This is a genomic window from Pseudoalteromonas sp. XMcav2-N (assembly GCF_024124545.1).
GTDB lineage: Bacteria > Pseudomonadota > Gammaproteobacteria > Enterobacterales > Alteromonadaceae > Pseudoalteromonas.
Map to the genome: position 1 here is coordinate 40,047 of NZ_JAMXSF010000008.1, position 17,722 is coordinate 57,768.

The window sequence follows — 17,722 nt, forward strand, 5'->3', positions numbered from 1 at the left end:
CTGCATACCAAATGCCAGCCCCATAAAAACAGAATCTCACCGTCAAACTTTGGTGCCCTGTTATTCCTTGTCTATAGTGTTTATAGATAAATGACAACATACTGGGATGTGATATGGCACTCTTTGGCTTTGCTAAAACAAAAACTTCGGAACCACAAGTCACCTTACCGCAAACATTACCTTGGCTAAAACTCGACCAGCAAGGCAATATACTCGCTTCCAGTCAGGCTTTCAGGGCGATGCTGGCCTTAGCAAACAGCGCGGTCCCCAAAACGCTGTCGGCTTTGTGCAATCATCAAAGCGAGTATCAGGCGCTTTGTGATGCACTGCGAAGCCCTGAACAACATACAGCCCTGATTTGTAGCATGCATAATACCGAAGGGTCTCTGTACACAGTCTCAGTGCAATTTTGTTTGGCAGATAACGCACAGTCCTTCGCTGTGCTTCAGGACGTTACTGCACAGTATCAGCCTTTGATGGACAGCGCGTTAATCACTCAGGCGCTGTCAGACGCACAAGCCTTGGCAGAGCTGGACCTGCGGGGCACCATACTCAATGCCAATAACCATTTTTCAAACCTGGTGGGAACCCCAAAACAGCATTTGCTCAATGAGCATTATCAGCAGTTTGTGGTCAACAAGCCGCTTGATGAAACCCACTGGGAAGCACTTTGTGCGGGCGAGTCAGTTGAGTGTGACCTTAACTGGCAAATTGATGAACAAACGTTCACCTGGTTACATGCTAAGCTCGTTCCCGTGGCAAACAGCCGGCAACAGATATCGAAAATCCTGCTGTATGCCAGCGATATTTCAAAGCAGCGCCAAACCCTGATCAACCTGACCAGCCAGATTGACGGGATCCGCCATGCACAGGCGGTTATTGAGTTCACCCTGGATGGCACCATAGTGACCGCAAACCAGAATTTTCTCGATGTCATGGGCTATCAGCTGACGGAGATCCAGGGGCAGCACCATCGGATGTTTGTCACTGCGGCAGATGCTGTCAGTGACGAGTACACCGCTTTTTGGCAGGCGTTGGGACGGGGCGAGCTGCAGTCTGGAGAATTTAAGAGAATCAATAAGCGCGGCGATCCCGTCTGGATCCAGGCACATTATACCCCTCTCTACGATGAAAATGGCCGGCTCTGGAAGATCATGAAGTTCGCCTCTGACATCACCGCAGACAAACTCAGGGCTTTTGAAGCACAGGGTCAGATAGATGCCATAAATCACTCCCAGGCGGTGATCCAATTCGAGTTAGACGGCACCATTGTAGACGCCAATGACAACTTTCTAGAAGCGATGGGTTACCAAAAGGAGGAGATCATCGGGCAACACCACCGACTGTTTGTTGAGTCCGGATATGCGCAAAGCGAAGAGTATCAGCAGTTTTGGGCTGACCTTAAAAACGGCCATTTTCAGTCTGGTGAGTTTTTTCGACTTGGTAAACATGCCAAACCAATCTGGATCAGCGCAACTTACAATCTCATCCGTGATGATGAAGGTAACCCCCTAAAAGTCGTAAAATACGCCATGGATATCACGCGTCAGAAACAGATAGCGGCAGATCTGGAGGGACAAGTACAGGCTATTCATAAATCTCAGGCAGTGATTGAGTTTGAAATGGACGGCACTATTGTCTGGGCCAATGACCTGTTTTTGGCCACCATGGGGTATACACTCGACGAGGTAAAAGGCCAGCATCACCGTATGTTTGCCACCGTGGAACAGGCGCAAAGTGACGAGTATCAAAGGTTCTGGGCGCAGCTCAACCGTGGTGAATTTGACTCAGGACAGTACATGCGAATTGCCAAAGATGGGACTGAGGTCTGGATACAGGCAACCTATAACCCCATACTGGACCAGCATGGTCGCCCGGTCAAAGTCGTTAAATATGCCACAGATATCACGGCGCAAAAGCAAGCCGTACAGCATATCAAAGATGCTATTTTTGCGCTTGAGCAAGGCGATTTAACCCACCGTATCACGGCAGAACTGGGAGAGGATTTCTCAGTCCTTACCAAGGCGATGAATGGACTGTTTGATAAACTCAGTGAGCTGGTGCAGACAATTAACAACGGTGCTGCGCAAGTGTTTGACATCGCCAGACAAATCGCCAGCAATAATGAAGAGCTCAATAGCCGTGTTGAAAGTCAGGCAGCCAGTCTGGAGCAAACAGCGGCCACTATGGAACAACTTACCGCAACCGTGAAAAACAATGCGATCAGCGCAACCACAGCCTCTGAACGGGCAACGGTTGTCCGTGAAAAAGCGGTTAGTGGTAAGCACACCATTGAAGATGCCATCAGTGCTGTCGGCAATATCGAAGACTACAGCCGAAAAATCTCCGATATCGTTGGCGTGATTGATGAAATTGCCTTTCAAACCAACCTGCTGGCACTGAATGCATCCGTTGAAGCTGCCAGAGCGGGGGAGGCAGGCAGAGGGTTTGCTGTCGTGGCCAGTGAAGTGCGTAACCTGGCACAACGCAGTGCCAGCGCAGCCAAAGAGATAAAAACACTCATCAAAAACAGCGTCGATGCTGTAAGCGAAGGCAGTAAACTGGTTTACGAGTCTGGCACAACTTTCGATGAATTGACCGAGTCAATAGCGCAGGTCAGCGACATGGTCGCCAACATTGACGATGCCAGCAAAGAGCAGGCATCCGGTATCGCTGCAGTATGTTCAACCATTGCGCAAATGGATGGCATTACCCAGCAAAATGTCTCTTTGGTGGAAACCACGTCAAAGTCGGGCAAAACCATGGAAAACCAGGCACGAGTACTGACCGATCAGGTCGCATTTTTCCATCTGGATGAGAGCCGCTTATCTTAGCGGCTGCTCGGTTGGTAGTCGCGAATAAAACTATACTCAAATTTACCCGTATTGAGTTCGTCACAAACAGGCTCAAAACCGTAGTTACGAATGCTGTCTATCTCTGCCAATATGAGGGATTCATCCGTCAGTTGAGACAAGCCATTGATCAGCATCAGTGCCTGAGTCTTATCATATCGACAGCCAAATTCTATCGTTTTAAACAGCTTGGCATAATCATCCTGGCGCTCTGCGGCCTGCTCAACTTGCTTACTCCCCTGACTGCCACCGTTGATAATACCGAGGATAAATAAGGCACGAGGGTCATTTCTTTGCTCCGTAAGATGACGCAGTATGGTTTTAGCCTTAAATTCGGAGTGTACAAATTGGCCTTTGTTTCTGCCAAACTCATCTATTCGATAACCACTGAAATAGGCATATGCATAATGTAATGCTTGCCTGGTAGACAACGCTTTAATGCCCTCAGGTGAGACATCAATTTCACTTTTCGCGGAACGCTGAGCTTGCAGCTGCTGCTTCTCGAATACTTCCTTTTCCTGCAACAGTTGCTCAGCAATCGCAATACCGTAAATGGCCAACCAACTCGCAGCCAAAGACGTAACCAGTAAAGCGGGTAAGGCAATAAACCAGCGGTTTTTCAGCTTTTTTCGGCTGGCATGCTGCTGCTTTTCGGCCAATTCAAAAAATGCTCTATGTTCGGAAAATGGCACCTTTTTACGCGCCAGAAATACACTTGACCAAACACCAATGACATACAAAATCCCCAGTACCATCAACCAGGTATCATTACTGACGATTAAATCCAATGCCAAAGCCAGAAAAGCCAGAAAAGCCAGAAAAGCCAGCCAGGCATGAAGTATAAAGGCGATGACCCCAAAGACTTTCTGATAACCACGACCGTGTAATCGGGTGACTAACCCAATGAATATGCCACTGACCACCAGCATTAGCGGGCCAAAATCGGCACTCAGCGTAAACGCACCAAACCAGGCACATAAAATGGGGAACACCCACAATCCACCAGCAACAGCCGCGGCCAGTGCGTTTTGTTTGTTTAGCCGGTGTTCGACTCTGGCTAACTCTTGCGAAGAAACCTGCATCTGACTTTCCTTTTTTCGAGTCTGCTCAGCGTGGCTGGCCTTTGCAGACGATATCCACCCTGGCCAGAAGGGCTTGTCAGATGCAAACAATCAAAACGACCCGATACATCTGAGCGGCGGAATTTTAGTGACTTTTTTTCGGCCCCTGGCGTACCAGGTCTTTACCATTGTCAAACACGTCCTGAGTGACCCAGCGGCCGAGGATCAGCTGATGATTGTCATCCAGTACCGCTACAAACGGTCGGCCATTGCTATTATTGGTCGCCAGTGCCACACCTGCGGCATTATTCAGGCCCAGACCGCCACTTTCCACTAACCTCAAAAAGGCTTCCAGTTCATCCAGCGTGCTGATCAGTTCTTTGTCATCAATCATGTTTTATACTCAGTTGTCGCTAAAAGCGCGTAGCATATCAGCTCTGCCATTGTCTGCGCCAGTATTGGGACTGTTGAACCCACTCATCAGCCTTTATCCATATGCCCCTGCTCATCAGTTATTTCGGATTGCATGGCTTGTTTGATGGCCTCTTCAGTCTGGATAAAAAGCTTACGATAATCGTGGTCGTACTGCTGCCCTTCACTGCCATGTTGCCAGGTATCATACAGTTGCTCCGATGCTGCTTTTTCGGTTTCCCAGAAAGCCTGTTTTTTCTGATCGGCAAGTGCAGGTTCAAAACCAAGGCAAGTCAGTGCGCTAGCCCCCAGGTCCAATGCTGAATGATACGTCTCACTGACAATCACATCGGCACCGGCGTGTTTCAATTCATAGTGATGACCCCTGTCGAACGCCCTGGCCAGTACGATTACGCCTGGGTGGTTTTGCTTAACTGCATGCACCAGTGCTCTGGCACTTTCCCGATCATCAATGGCAACAACCAGTAACGCGGCCTGTTCAATACCGGCTGTGTGCAATAGCTCAGGCCGTGTCGCATCTCCAAAGTAGGCTTTGACCTGTATCCGACGCATTGACTCAACCTGATTCACATCGAGATCCATGACCACTGTGTGTACGCCATTGGCGATCAGTAATCGGTTTACAATCTGACCAAACCGACCAATCCCCGCAATAATCACCTGACCCTGCTCCTGAATATCATCATATGCCTGCGGATTAGTGGTCTGCTGATAGCGCGGTAATATGACTTTGTCGTAGAGAATAAACAGCATAGGTGTCAGGAACATGGATAAGGCCACAACGAGTTGTAGCAAGCTCACAGTCGCGGCCGGAATAACATGGTTTTGCAATGCATAACTCAACAGTACAAAACCAAACTCGCCAGCCTGAGACAAACTCAGAGCAAATAACCAGCGATCACTGTTGCGAATTTTGAACAGCATTGCCAGCACCCACAGTACGCCAGCTTTGACCAGCATCACCGTTAGTGTGAGTGTGATGATCAGGAGCAGATGCTCAGACAATATGGCAAAGTTAATACCTGCCCCAACGGTAATGAAAAACAGCCCCAGCAATAAGCCCTTGAAGGGCTCAATATTTGATTCCAGCTCATGACGAAATTCACTGTTGGCCAGCACCACACCCGCCAGAAAGGTGCCTAATGCCGGGGATAACCCCACCAGGCTCATCAAAGCGGCAATACCAATGACAAGCAGCAAGGTGGTTGCAACAAAGATCTCCCGTAGCCCTGAGTTAGCAACATAATGAAACAAGGGGCGACTCAGGTAATGCCCTATCACGACAACCCCTGCGATGCTGGCAAAAATCGCACCGGCATAGGCCCAGGTTGGCAACCCAGCCACTAAGCTCAGTGATTCATGGTGCTGCGCCGTGGTTTGCATCGTCTGTGCAGCACTGACCAACTCGGGCAGTGCCAGAACCGGAATAAATGCCAGTATGGGGATCACGGCAATATCTTGCATCAGCAACACTGAAAAGGCATTGTGCCCGCCTTCTGTCTTTGTCAGGCCTTTTTCATTAAAGGTTTGCAGTACAATCGCAGTAGACGACAAAGAGAATACCAAGCCGATTGCCACTGCGACGCTCACAGGCTGCCCCAGTAACCAGGCAATGAGCGCCAAAAGAACGGCGCTGCCAGTGACCTGTAACCCGCCCAGGCCTAATAATCGGTGACGCATTTGCCAAAGCATCTGAGGGTGCAGCTCCAGTCCGACCAGAAACAACATCATAACCACCCCAAACTCAGCAAAATGCTGAATTGTTATGGTTTCTTCGCCCACCATCCCGGACACAGGACCAATAATCACCCCGGCAATGAGATAACCCAGTACCGAGCCCAGCCCCAGTTTTTTTGCCAGCGGCACCATAATGACGGCGGCTGCCAGATAAATAAAAGCCTGTATAAAATAGCCAGTCATGCGACGCCACCTACTACTTTTACAGCAACCTGGCACACGGCTTTGTTCGCACCGAGGATAATGTAAGGCATTGATCCGATAACACTTAGTACTTTATTTTTTTTCATATTCAGACATCTCAATTTCGCGCAGTGACCTTCTAAACTTTAGTACGAAATGGGTGAATATGCCGACTCAGACTGGTTTACGGATGATGGAATGGCCACACAGACACACTGCCCGGTTCAACCGCCATGGTAACAGGTTCAGTGCATCGGAGTTTTAACCGTGTTTTAACTCTCCACAGCGTAGCGTGAGTAAAAAAAGGACTGCTAAAATGACCTACACAACTTCAACAGATAAGTTTGACCGCACGGCACGTGCACTTCACTGGATCTCAGCCGCCGTGATCCTGTGGGCAATGCTTTCTGGTTTTTACATGGCTTTATTTGAAGTGGACAACATAATCAAGAAAACACTCAGTACCTTCAATGTCTCTTTGACCTTCGTCTATTTTCCGCTATTCCTCTGGCGTCTGGTACATAGAATTACCTGCACACCACCGACTCAGCTCGAACAGCTCAATCAACATCAGGCAAAGCTTGCCTGTGCAGCTCATAAGTTCATTTACTTACTCACAACTATTGTAATGTGCTCCGGTGTATTAATGATGCAGCACTCGTTCTGCGTGTTTGGTCTGTTTACTGTACCGCCTTTGCTCAGCACCACGAGCCTGCAGGACGTATTTTCCCGAGTGCACGTGCTCAGCAATATTCTATTGCTGTTCATGATCACTTTACATATTTTGGCTGTGATAAAGCATCAGCTTGGTGGACGAGCAATATTACAAAGAATGTTGTGAACTAATCACGATAGTGCATATTTACAGGCGCCGCATACCCGGAAGAATAGTAAAGCAGCGGATTTACATTAGTGGAAGGTAATAGAATAAAAATATCGGGAAGTCACAGAAAACACAAGATGCAGCAACTTTTCTGCAAGATGGCTCATCTAATACAGATAAATGAGCCAATTCACTTAGACGGAGCTAAGTATTATTTTCGGATACAAGATAAAGGACCACAACTACCATACCAGGCCTGACTTAAATAGCCGCCCGCGATTTGCGCAGTTTGTTCTTGATTTAGCTGGTCTTTAGTTTTAGACAGGTTTTTGATGCTATTTTTTTTGATTTTTAATTTCATGGTCATTCCTTTCTACACTAATCATTGTTGTTTTGTGTTTATATCTAACCATCCGAAGAATTACTCACAGATGGATAAGCCTGTCAATTTCTTATTAGAAATCAACACACACAAAAATAACACCGCAAAAATAAAAAAACAACACTGTTTACACAAATCAAACGACCCACTTTTACTTCACCAGTCCATAACAAAACCCTCAACCACACTCTGTTCCTATATAGTTGTTCCCTCAAGACATTTGGTGATAATCTGTGCAAAGTTGCAGTTTTTAAGGATAAACGTTATGCAATCATCTCCTCGTTTTCATTATATAGACAACCTGCGTAGTCTGGCTTTGTTACTGGGTGTCGTGTTTCATGCTGCGCTGGCCTATGGCCCTTACTTTTCAAATATCTGGTTTACCGCCGATCCGACCAACCACGTTGCTTTTGACTACTTTGCAATCTGGTCACACTTATTCAGAATGCCACTGTTTTTTGTCATCGCCGGGTTTTGTGCAGCCCTGCTTATCAGTAAACGCGGTAGCAATGGCTTTATTATTAATCGCCTTAAGCGCGTATTGCTGCCATTTGTGGTGTTTTTTCCTCTGACCATGCTGGTGCTGTTCCACGCACTTGGCTGGGGAGCTGAAATTACTCACGAAAAACCAGCCCTGTTTACGGTTTTTCAGTCTGTGAAAGAGCCGATTATCTCGACCATGCATTTATGGTTTTTATGGAATCTGACCCAGTTCTGTTTACTATTTTGGCTGTTGCAAAAACACGCCAGCCTGTTTCAGTCGATATTGTCAGTGGTTGTCCGCCCGGCTTTTCTGCTTGTGGCTTTACCCATTTTGCTTACGGCCGCACTATATCAGCAGCTGGTACCGTTTCCGGCACCGGATAAACTTTATCCGGAGCTTTGGTCCTATGGCTTTTACGGTGTCCTATTCCTGGTCGGTGCCGGACTTTATCACCATCATATCCGGGTGCAGCAGTATGTCCGTTACTTTATTCCCTTGTTGATAATGGCATGCCTGTCATTAGTGCCTTATTTTTATCTCATGCCACCTTCCCCCTCGTTGGAAGCCATAATTCGCGCCGCTAATACAGGAGTAACAACACCTGAGCATATAGATATCTATGTTGTCATCGCTCAATCGATTGCGATTGTGGCCTGGACTGGTGTGGCCTTTTTGGCAGGCTATAAATGGCTCAACCGATTCAGTCAGCTAAACAAATATTTGTCGGATGCCTCTTACTGGATCTACCTGATCCATGTACCTGTGCTAATGTATATCCAGTTCCCACTGAGTAATACCACTTTGTCGCCCTGGCTTAAAATGCTCGTCGCCGTGTCTGCGACCATGGCCCTTGGTCTGCTGAGCTACCAGCTACTGGTCAGACACACTTTGATAGGTGTTTTGCTCAACGGAAAAAGGGTTAAAACAGCCCCCTCTCAGCAACAAGCTACGCCAGCTTCATAACTATAAACCCGGTTAACTGACCGCTGGGCGACGTTCACTAAGCAAATTATTTAGACGATGTAGAAGCAGGTAGATGAGGGCTACCTGCTATCAGTAAAAACACGATAGAAAAACACTAGTCATTTGATTAATATAGTTATAATTCTTTATTTTGATACCGTCCCCCTGCTTTTAAAGCTGTTTTCCCAACCGGCTTCTCGTCGACTGGGCATCGCTTTAAGCGCCTGCTTTCTTGTACCTTGTCTTATAAATTAGGTTCTAAAAGGCCCATTCGAACGACAGAACATTCCCCTGTCAGCAAACTTGCCAACATATTCACAGCTAAGGGGACGTCAAAATGGACAAAACACTCGAAAATGCTTCTCCAGCAGAAGCGATAAAAAAAACAACCGCAATAAAGTCACGCCAGCCTCTGTCATTACAGACCGCCAGGAACGCACTCAGTTACAGTGTTATATTCTGGTTTCTATCCGTGCTGCTCGGGCAATGGTTTTTCTTTTATTACATCATCAAGTTTTACGGATTTTCAGTGATCAATGACAATATGGAGATCTGGAATCGCTGGGAGGTAATGGGGGCGACCCCCTATCATGCGGGAGACTTTGCGGGTAACCTGGCTTTTGCTGCCCACGCAATCGGTGCAGGCATTGTCGCGTTTGGGGGCGTATTTCAACTTATTCCCAAAATGCGCAGCCGCTTCCCAGTTTTCCACAGAATCAATGGTTACGTTTATCTGTTTACCGTCATCTTGCTGGCCCTCTCAGGTTATTATCTGGTGTGGTTCAGAGACACAAGCCCTGTCCAATTGGGCGACATAGGCACCAGTATTAATGGGTCGTTGATCCTGGGGTTCGCCTATTTAACAGTACACAGTGCGATACAGAAAGACATGGCAAGTCACAGAAAGTGGGCCATCTGTTTGTTTCTGGTTTCTAATGCACAATGGTTTCTGAGAGTGGGAGTATTCAGTTACCTGATCACAGGCACCACATTGGGCCTTAACCCCGCATTTGGCGATCCCTTCTTCTCTATGTGGACTTTTGGCTGCTTTCTGATCCCGCTATTAGCAGCGCAGCTATACTTTTATGCTCAGGCAAACCACAAGACATCAGTAAAGCTAGGTGTCAGTATCACTTTGTGTGTATTGACCTTACTTATGCTAATCGGCATCGTGGGCTATACACCTTTTCTGCTCTCAGTTATGTCTGAAGGGCCCATCTCGATGTAACTTCGAGTACTTGCAAGATCACAAAAAACAGGGCGATTTAATCGCCCTGTTTTACTTTTATAAAAACCGATTAGCCGTTTCTATAGTTTTTTGATATCAACACGAAGTGTATCCAAATGTGCACTAATCGCCGGGTCTACCTTGTTCGAAGTACCACCACCCAGGTGTTTGGCAAAAAACCGTTCCATTGCAACAATCGACGCCAGCTTATTACTTTGCTTCATAAAGCCGTGACCTTCGTCTTTCGCAAGAATGTACTCGACGGGGTGGTCTTTAGCAGCCAGTGCTCTGGCGATGTTATCCGACTCAACCTGGGTAACTCGAGGGTCATTTGCACCTTGCACCAACATCAAAGGCGCTTTGATTTGGTCAACAAAGTTAATCGGCGAGCGCGATTCCATATCGGCTCTGTCCCGGGCTACCTCAGGGTCTCCCACTGAAACATACCAGGTACCCAGATAGGGGCGGTAATGCGCAGGGAAAGATTCCATCAAAGTCACCAGACTGGATGGACCAACATAAGAAATCACAGCTTTATATACATCTGGCGTAAATGTCGCACCGGCCAGCGCAGCATACCCGCCATACGAAGCCCCCATAATACCAACGCGCTGTTTGTCTGCGATGCCCTGCTCTATCAGATAGTTTACGCCATCTGTCAGGTCATGCTGCATAGTGCCGGTACCCCAGTTTTTCTCACCAAGCTGAACAAAACGCTTACCAAACCCAAGTGAACCGCGAAAGTTAGGTTGCAGTACGGCATAACCACGGTTTGCAAAATAATGGGCTACGGGTACAAAATAACCGCTACTGTAGCCCCACTGATCTCTCGCCCAAGGTCCGCCATGTGGCAGCACTATGGTTGGCAGATTCTTATTTAAATTCTTAGGTAAGGTCAGATATGCCTGGATTTCAATCCCATCAGATGCCGTGTAGGTAATCGACTTTCTGTCTCCCAAAAGGACGGGGTCAAATCCGGGCGCTTCATTTAACAAACCTGTCAGCTTATCCTGAGCCGGATAATAAGCATATTTTTGATCTGGCTGGTCGGCAAATGACACCGTCAGTAGCCACTGGTCTTCCTTGTGATTAATTTTATCTACTTTTACTTCAATCTCCTGAGAGAAGCGGCTTTGTATTTTGTTCAGAGCATTGGCCGCTGTGTCTGTCAGTGAGTAATTACGCAGTTTACCGCCGTAGTAAGATACAATCAGTGGTTGACCTTGCTCATCAAACACAACGTGATGCAGGTCAGAGCTATTTTCTGGATCACGGTGCACCGTTTCAATAGATTTGCTCGCCAGGTCCACTTTAATGAGTTCCTGTTTATCACGACCTTCGATACTGCCTGCCACAAAAGCGGTATTGGTTTGTTCATCAAAGCTGATGAGCTCCAGTATCTCGCCCGGTTCAGTTGTCATCACCTTGCGCCAGCGTCCATCAGTGAATCTGTACATACTTCTGGAATTGTCCGCATTAAGCGCCAACCCTAATGCTACCTGACCTGATTTACTCAACTGCGTCTCGAACAGGCTCACACTGTTGGTCTGGGTTTGGGTCAGCTTGCCTGTATTCACGCTCAGATGAAAATAATCGATCCGCTCCGGTGTAAGGTGATTCGCTGCAATAACGAGCACATTTGCATCCAGCTCCGATTGCCCCAGCAGACTGTAATCAACCTTGTCATCGTGGGTGAGCCGGGTCATGGTACTGGCTGTCAGCGTCTTATCGTTCAGCGCCAGTTTATAAATCTGACTATTTTCGTTGCCCTGATGATCTTTAGAAAAAATAATTTCGTTGTGATTGGCAGACCAGATAAAACTATCAACTGAGTCTGTAAGATTAGTGACTGGCACAGGTGCCATATCAGGCTCATCAGCAGCAACCACAAACAGGTTATGTGCGCCGTTGTGCATTTTCAGAAATGCTATCCATTTGCCATCCTTTGACATCGATATCGACTTTTTCTCACTGGTACTAAATAAACTCTCAACATCCACAAATGCCGACACATGCTGAACCGACTCTGTCTCGCGGATAGGCTGCTTATCGCTCAGCGTACAACCCGACAACACAGCCGTAGTACCAAGTATGGTGCTTAGTGCAACACTTAGCGTCAGTCTGGTTAATTTATTTTTATTCGTCATCATGTCACTCCTTCTGCTTGTTGAAAAACATCATTACACGATTTTTTATTATTGTAAAACGATAATTTATTTTCTTTTTTCAGAAATTAGTTTCTGTATGATATGATTCTTATCAAGAACAACATAGAAAGAAGGGATCTTTATGGTCAAATCAACAGACAAAATTCAGCGCTGGTGCGGTACCTTCCGCGCTGCTGTGCTGGGTATCAGTGGCATCGTAATTTCGTTTCTGGCTTATCAGCTTATCGTCAACGGGCAAGTGCGTTATCTAGATAGCGAGTCATTCGACTTACTGTGGCAAAGTGAGCAAGTAGGTAACGGCGTTTTATTTGCTCTGTCTGTCCCGCTGCTGGCTGGTATGCTATTGAGTGTGTACTGGATCATTCGGCTGATGAAACTTTTTAGCAAGGGGCTGTTCTTTCACAACAGCTGTTACACTTGCTACCTGGGCTTTATCTGGACAAAAATCGCGCTGGAACTGTATTCATCAGGCCTGACTTTCTCGCTGGATTACTGGTATCACTCGCTCTACCACTCCAATCAGGTGGTGTTAAAAATCCCCTTTGGTGAACTCATGACACTCGGACTATTTGCCATGGTGGCATACCTGCTAAAAGCAGCAAAAGAAATAGAAGACGAAAACAAGGAGTTTATTTAAGTCATGGAAATTGTTGTCAACTTAGACGTAGTAATGGCAATGCGCAAAGTGTCATCAAAGGAGCTGGCTAAAGCCATAGGGATCACAGAAGCAAATCTATCCCTGCTCAAACGCGGTAAGGTCAAAGGTGTGCGCTTCGAAACACTGGCACAGATCTGTCATTATTTAGAGTGTCAGCCTGGCGATCTGCTGGCCTTTAAATCAGATGGGGAATAACAAACCAGGGTTGCAGAATGTACTGCAACCCCAGGCTTCATAAATGAATTAAAACTGAGCGACAAACTTTAAGCTGGTCTCTTCACCGGCATCACGGTCAATGTATTCGACAGTCAGATAGTAGCTGTCGTTAAAGAAGTACTTACCCTGCAACGCCAAATCAGAGTCATAAGAGCCAACGCCTACAGCAATGTTGCGGTTAAAGTAGTAATTTACCAGGGCATTATTGTACGAGACATCTGTGTAACCTAAATCGATCTCATGGTGAGATACATCCACGCTGATGTAACGCTCTGCATCCAGGTGCATAAAGTAGCGGCCAGATACTGTGTAGTTGTCCATCTCATCATCTGTATCAATTGTTACACCTAAATAGTCGGTGTCATTGAGCTGATGATTATACTCAGCTTTTAACCAAGTGCTGTCGGCACCCAGGTCAGATTCATTACGACGAATACTCAGCTTCAGCTTGTCGTTGTACAGATACCCGATCCCGTAAGTATAATGATCGTCTATTTCACCCAGGTCACTGACTTGACCAACCACGAATACTTCTTTGCTGAAGTATCCCTCACCGGCAAAAGAAAAGCGGTTCATATACTCATCGTTGTAGTAACTCAGGCCCACATTGCTGTCCGTATCCAGGTAACCATAATCATCCCAAACACCTGAGTTCTGTTGCGGAGCAAAGAAATAACGGCTGCTTAGCATCAACGCATCGTTATCAAAGGTACGGTCCTGATCAGTATAGGTTGCACTGTTAAACCATTGCTTGGTCTCTGTGGCATGAGCGGATGTGGCGGTAATAACGGCGAGTGCCGCAAGTGTGAGTAGCTTTTTCATAAAAACCCTTTATTTCCATATAGTAAAGCGGTATAGCTCACAACTTAGTGAGCGCCGCGCATAGTATAGAGACTTAACTGAACGTGCAATGACTTTTTCAGTGTTTTACCGTTTTTTGCTTTACGGGTAATATGTTAGGTGACTCTTTGCACAAACAGACAACGACAACATATGAGCATAGTGATAATTGAAGACGAACCTGCGATTGCCGATACGCTGGTTCATATTCTGGAGATGGACGGGTTTGACGTACATTGGTTTACCACCGCTGGCGCCGGGCTGGAGTACTTACAACAACAAACTGCAGACTTAGTGATCCTGGATGTTGGCTTGCCCGATGGCAATGGTTTTGACTTATGTAAACAACTGCGCCAGTTTTCTGCGATGCCCATTATCTTTTTAACCGCACGGGGTGACGAAATCGACCGCGTGGTAGGTCTTGAAATTGGTGCAGATGATTATGTCACTAAACCTTTTAGTCCAAGAGAAATGCTCGCACGGGTGAAGCTCAGATTAAGAAAACTCCAGCCTGCTACCACGACTACACCCGTTCAATCGGTAAAGAAATGGGAGGCTAAAAACTTTGATTATTACTATCAAGGAATGGCGCTGGGGTTAACTGCACTTGAGTTTAAAGTAGCTCATGCCCTGATCACACACTCACCAAATGTGCTAAGCCGAGCACAGCTGCTGGATGCCACTCAAGCCCCGGCAGATTGCGGTTATGAGCGAAATATTGACAGCCATATCAAAGCAATACGAATAAAAATGAAACAATTAGGCTGTTCTGAATCGTTAAAAACTAAGCGCGGATTTGGTTATTACTTCGAGGAGTTTGTGTGAAGTCACTACACTGGCCTCGCATCCCTCTGGGGCTGAGGTTTTTCTTTCTATACCTCATCATGGTACTACTGACGACCTATGTGATCAGCAACACTATGTTGCGTGAAATTAAACCCACCATTCGACAAGCCACAGAAGAAACGCTGGTGGATATGGCCAACTTATTATCTGTTGTTGTGGCGGAAGATTTAGCCCGGGGGAGCGCTGACAATAGCCGGCTGGTGGAATTAATGCGGGTATATGGGCAACGCAAAGTGGATGCCGCAATCTGGGCAATAGAAAAAACCAACATGTCGCACCGCATTTACCTCACCGATCACAACGGCATTGTGGTTGCCGACTCCTGGCAAAAAGACGTCGGCAGTGACTTTTCTCAGTGGAATGATGTCTATCTGACATTGCGCGGTGAGTACGGTGCGCGCTCAAGTGCCACCGACCCGAAGGATCCTTTATCAACCGTCATGCATGTTGCCGCACCTGTGATATATCAAGGTAAGATCATCGGCAGCCTCACCGTTGCCAAAGCCAATCGTTCTGTTCAGCCATTTATCGAGCACAGCCAGCAGCGGATCTTAAAATGGCTCGGCCTGCTGAGTTTACTGGCCCTGCTGATAGGTGCCCTGATCGCCTGGCGCGTCAATTCCGCAGTCACAAAGCTGGCTGAATACGCCAGAAAAATGGGCCTGGGTAAACAGGCCGCGAAACCCCAGTTTCGGATCTTCTACGAATATCGTCAACTGAGTGACGCCTTAGAACAGATGCGAAACCAGCTCGACGGCAAAGTGTATATCGAGCAGTATATAGAAACGCTCACCCACGAACTAAAAAGTCCGCTTTCTGGTATCAAGGGCGCCAGTGAACTATTACAGATGCCCCTGAGCGAGGACAAGCGCCAGCAGTTTGCAGGTAATATAGAGCGAGAAACGCTCCGTATGCAGCAACTGATTGATAAATTGCTCGAGCTGGCCCGGCTGGAGCAATTACCTGCTCTGAACACTCGACAAACGGTGCCGATTGCGCCCCTGCTCGAAAAATGTGAGCAAATACTTACAAACCGACTAATACAAAAGTCTGCCACCTTCAGTACCTCGTGCAGTCAAATAACAAGCGTCAATGGCGATCCATTCCTGTTACAGCAAGCCTTGCTAAACCTGCTTGAAAACGCACTGGACTTCGTCACACCACAGGGCGAAATCCGCCTGTCCGTCACACACAGCAGCGACACCTGCACATTCAGCATTTATAACACGGGCCCGGCAATTCCGGATTATGCCCTGCCCAGGTTATGTGAACGGTTTTATTCCCTGGCACGCGCGAATGGAACAAAAAGTACCGGGCTGGGCCTCAACTTTGTCGAAAGAGTTGCCAGACTACATCAGGGGAAGCTGGCTATCAGTAATCATGAGCAGGGAGTCATGGCTACCTTCACCATAAAATCACCATAAGATCCCCACATAAGCGCCATTTAAACACCAATCAGCTCGGTTAGCCTGTATCTGCATCAGGTTTAACCGAGACACTTATGACACAACAAATTACAGAAAAAACCGGGATTAAATTAGCCATCATCGCCGCAATCATCGTATTGCTGATGATCCCCATCGCCATGATCAGCGACCTAATCGACGAGCGATCATCCACTCAGCACAAGGTGCAACAGGAAATAGCCCGCAGCACCAGTGGCACCCAATCTTTAATAGCACCATTTCTTTACGCCGAATACGAAGTCACCAAGATAATCGACGGCGTGCAAACACCGCAAAAGCATCGCCATGTCATACTTCCTGAACAGTTGACGGTATCGGGCACGCTAGACACCTTTGAAAAATACCGCAGCATCTACAAAGCACAGCTATATCGCGCAGACTTAAAGCTGACAGGCCATTTTGATAAGCAAAAATTGCATGATTTAACTCAGCTACCGTTGACCCGCCTGAGCATGGTAATGGGGATCAGTGATATCCGGGGGATTGGCCAAAATACACAGATCTCGATAAACGGCCAGACACACACACTTGTACCGGGGACCACACTTAACTCAATTGACGAGGGCGTGCATATTCCACTGACTCTGGCAGAACTGGAGCAGACAGCTGTGACATTTGATATCCAACTGCACTTGCAAGGCATGAGCACTTTGGCTGTCGCGCCCCTGGGAGTGCACACTCAGGTCTCGCTCGAAGCCAACTGGCCACACCCCAGTTTTCAGGGGGATTATCTGCCCGTTCGCTCTGATATCAGTGACACTCACTTTAGTGCCAGCTGGGAAACCAGCTACTTTGCGACCAATATGAAAGAACTTTTCTCACGTTGTCTCTTTGGCAACCAATGTGAAGCATTAGAAGCACGTAATATGGGCGTGTGCCTGGTGGACCCGGTCGATCATTACCTTAAGAGTCATCGCGCCACCAACTATGCCCTGCTGGTGATTATTCTGGTGATGTCGAGCTTCTTTTTGCTGGAACTGAGTAAATCCAAAGCCATCCACCCGGTACAATATGGCTTTGTCGGCTTATCTTTGGCGGTTTTTTACTTGTTGCTGATTTCTCTGAGCGAACACATAGGATTTGCCTGGGCCTATACCCTATCCGCACTGGCGGCAATTACATTGCTTGTGAGCTACATTTGGGGGATCCTGCAAAGTGCACAACTGAGTATCAGTTATTTTGCCGGACTCAGTGCATTGTATGCCATGCTCTATGCCATGCTGAGTGCTGAACACTATGCTTTGCTCATGGGCAGCCTCGTTTGTTTTGCTGTACTTGCAGTTGTCATGCTCGCAACCCGGCATGTTAACTGGTACGGTGCCGCCAAGGTGTCTGCCAGACCAAACTCTGAAGCATCGCCTCAATAACGGACATTGCCGGCCA

15 protein-coding genes are annotated in these 17,722 nt (G+C 47.2%); 9 read left to right on the forward strand and 6 right to left on the reverse strand.

What is annotated here, in order from left to right:
• Nucleotides 1-113: 113 nt before the first annotated feature.
• The gene (locus NH568_RS12035) at nt 114-2,834 is read left to right on the forward strand and encodes a methyl-accepting chemotaxis protein (RefSeq protein WP_253047686.1); all 2,721 of its coding nucleotides are present in this window, start codon (nt 114-116) and stop codon (nt 2,832-2,834) included.
• On the opposite strand, the gene NH568_RS12040 is transcribed toward NH568_RS12035, so the two are convergent.
• The 3 genes from NH568_RS12040 to NH568_RS12050 form a co-directional block, all read right to left on the reverse strand.
• Nucleotides 2,831-3,934, reverse strand: coding sequence for a hypothetical protein (locus NH568_RS12040; protein WP_253047689.1), 1,104 nt, complete (start codon nt 3,932-3,934; stop codon nt 2,831-2,833). The genes NH568_RS12035 and NH568_RS12040 overlap by 4 nt on opposite strands.
• 124 nt (nt 3,935-4,058) lie before the next feature.
• On the reverse strand, nt 4,059-4,307 hold the full coding sequence (locus NH568_RS12045; RefSeq protein ID WP_138553245.1) for a hypothetical protein: 249 nt from the start codon (nt 4,305-4,307) through the stop codon (nt 4,059-4,061).
• Nucleotides 4,308-4,393: 86 nt separating this feature from the next.
• Entirely contained in the window at nt 4,394-6,265 is a 1,872-nt protein-coding gene (locus NH568_RS12050) for a monovalent cation:proton antiporter-2 (CPA2) family protein (protein ID WP_253047692.1), read from the reverse strand.
• A 316-nt stretch (nt 6,266-6,581) separates the two neighbouring features.
• Between NH568_RS12050 and NH568_RS12055 the strand changes: the two genes are divergently transcribed.
• A complete protein-coding gene (locus tag NH568_RS12055) occupies nt 6,582-7,106 on the forward strand; it encodes a cytochrome b/b6 domain-containing protein (RefSeq protein ID WP_253047694.1) in 525 nt (174 codons plus the stop codon).
• Between the two features lie 193 nt (nt 7,107-7,299).
• On the opposite strand, the gene NH568_RS12060 is transcribed toward NH568_RS12055, so the two are convergent.
• Nucleotides 7,300-7,449, reverse strand: coding sequence for a hypothetical protein (locus NH568_RS12060; protein WP_253047697.1), 150 nt, complete (start codon nt 7,447-7,449; stop codon nt 7,300-7,302).
• Between the two features lie 286 nt (nt 7,450-7,735).
• On the opposite strand from NH568_RS12060, the gene NH568_RS12065 reads away from it, so the two are divergent.
• Nucleotides 7,736-8,917 (forward strand): acyltransferase family protein, encoded by a 1,182-nt coding sequence (locus NH568_RS12065; protein WP_253047700.1) that lies wholly within the window; start codon nt 7,736-7,738, stop codon nt 8,915-8,917.
• 337 nt (nt 8,918-9,254) lie between these two features.
• Nucleotides 9,255-10,145, forward strand: coding sequence for a DUF2306 domain-containing protein (locus tag NH568_RS12070; RefSeq protein WP_253047703.1), 891 nt, complete (start codon nt 9,255-9,257; stop codon nt 10,143-10,145).
• A gap of 80 nt (nt 10,146-10,225) precedes the next feature.
• On the opposite strand, the gene NH568_RS12075 is transcribed toward NH568_RS12070, so the two are convergent.
• Nucleotides 10,226-12,295, reverse strand: coding sequence for a S9 family peptidase (locus NH568_RS12075; protein WP_253047707.1), 2,070 nt, complete (start codon nt 12,293-12,295; stop codon nt 10,226-10,228).
• Between the two features lie 139 nt (nt 12,296-12,434).
• Here NH568_RS12075 and NH568_RS12080 point away from each other — a divergent pair, with 139 nt between their 5' ends.
• Together NH568_RS12080 and NH568_RS12085 are read left to right on the forward strand one after the other, a co-directional pair.
• Nucleotides 12,435-12,950 carry a hypothetical protein gene (locus NH568_RS12080; protein WP_253047710.1) on the forward strand — a complete coding sequence of 172 codons (516 nt, stop codon included), beginning with the start codon at nt 12,435-12,437 and terminating at the stop codon, nt 12,948-12,950.
• Nucleotides 12,951-12,953: 3 nt separating this feature from the next.
• Nucleotides 12,954-13,166, forward strand: a complete 213-nt coding sequence (locus NH568_RS12085) for a helix-turn-helix transcriptional regulator (RefSeq protein WP_253047714.1) — start codon at nt 12,954-12,956, stop codon at nt 13,164-13,166.
• 48 nt (nt 13,167-13,214) lie between these two features.
• Here NH568_RS12085 and NH568_RS12090 read toward each other — a convergent pair whose 3' ends face one another.
• Complete coding sequence (locus NH568_RS12090) at nt 13,215-14,009, reverse strand: putative porin (RefSeq protein WP_253047715.1); 795 nt, start codon at nt 14,007-14,009, stop codon at nt 13,215-13,217.
• A gap of 171 nt (nt 14,010-14,180) precedes the next feature.
• On the opposite strand from NH568_RS12090, the gene NH568_RS12095 reads away from it, so the two are divergent.
• The 3 genes from NH568_RS12095 to creD all read left to right on the forward strand — a co-directional run bounded on the left by NH568_RS12095 (nt 14,181) and on the right by creD (nt 17,706).
• Nucleotides 14,181-14,852 carry a response regulator gene (locus tag NH568_RS12095; protein WP_253047718.1) on the forward strand — a complete coding sequence of 224 codons (672 nt, stop codon included), beginning with the start codon at nt 14,181-14,183 and terminating at the stop codon, nt 14,850-14,852.
• The gene (creC, locus tag NH568_RS12100) at nt 14,849-16,297 is read left to right on the forward strand and encodes a two-component system sensor histidine kinase CreC (protein WP_253047720.1); all 1,449 of its coding nucleotides are present in this window, start codon (nt 14,849-14,851) and stop codon (nt 16,295-16,297) included. The genes NH568_RS12095 and creC overlap by 4 nt, the downstream gene beginning before the upstream one ends.
• A 77-nt stretch (nt 16,298-16,374) precedes the next feature.
• On the forward strand, nt 16,375-17,706 hold the full coding sequence (gene creD / locus NH568_RS12105; protein ID WP_253047722.1) for a cell envelope integrity protein CreD: 1,332 nt from the start codon (nt 16,375-16,377) through the stop codon (nt 17,704-17,706).
• Nucleotides 17,707-17,722: the final 16 nt, after the last annotated feature.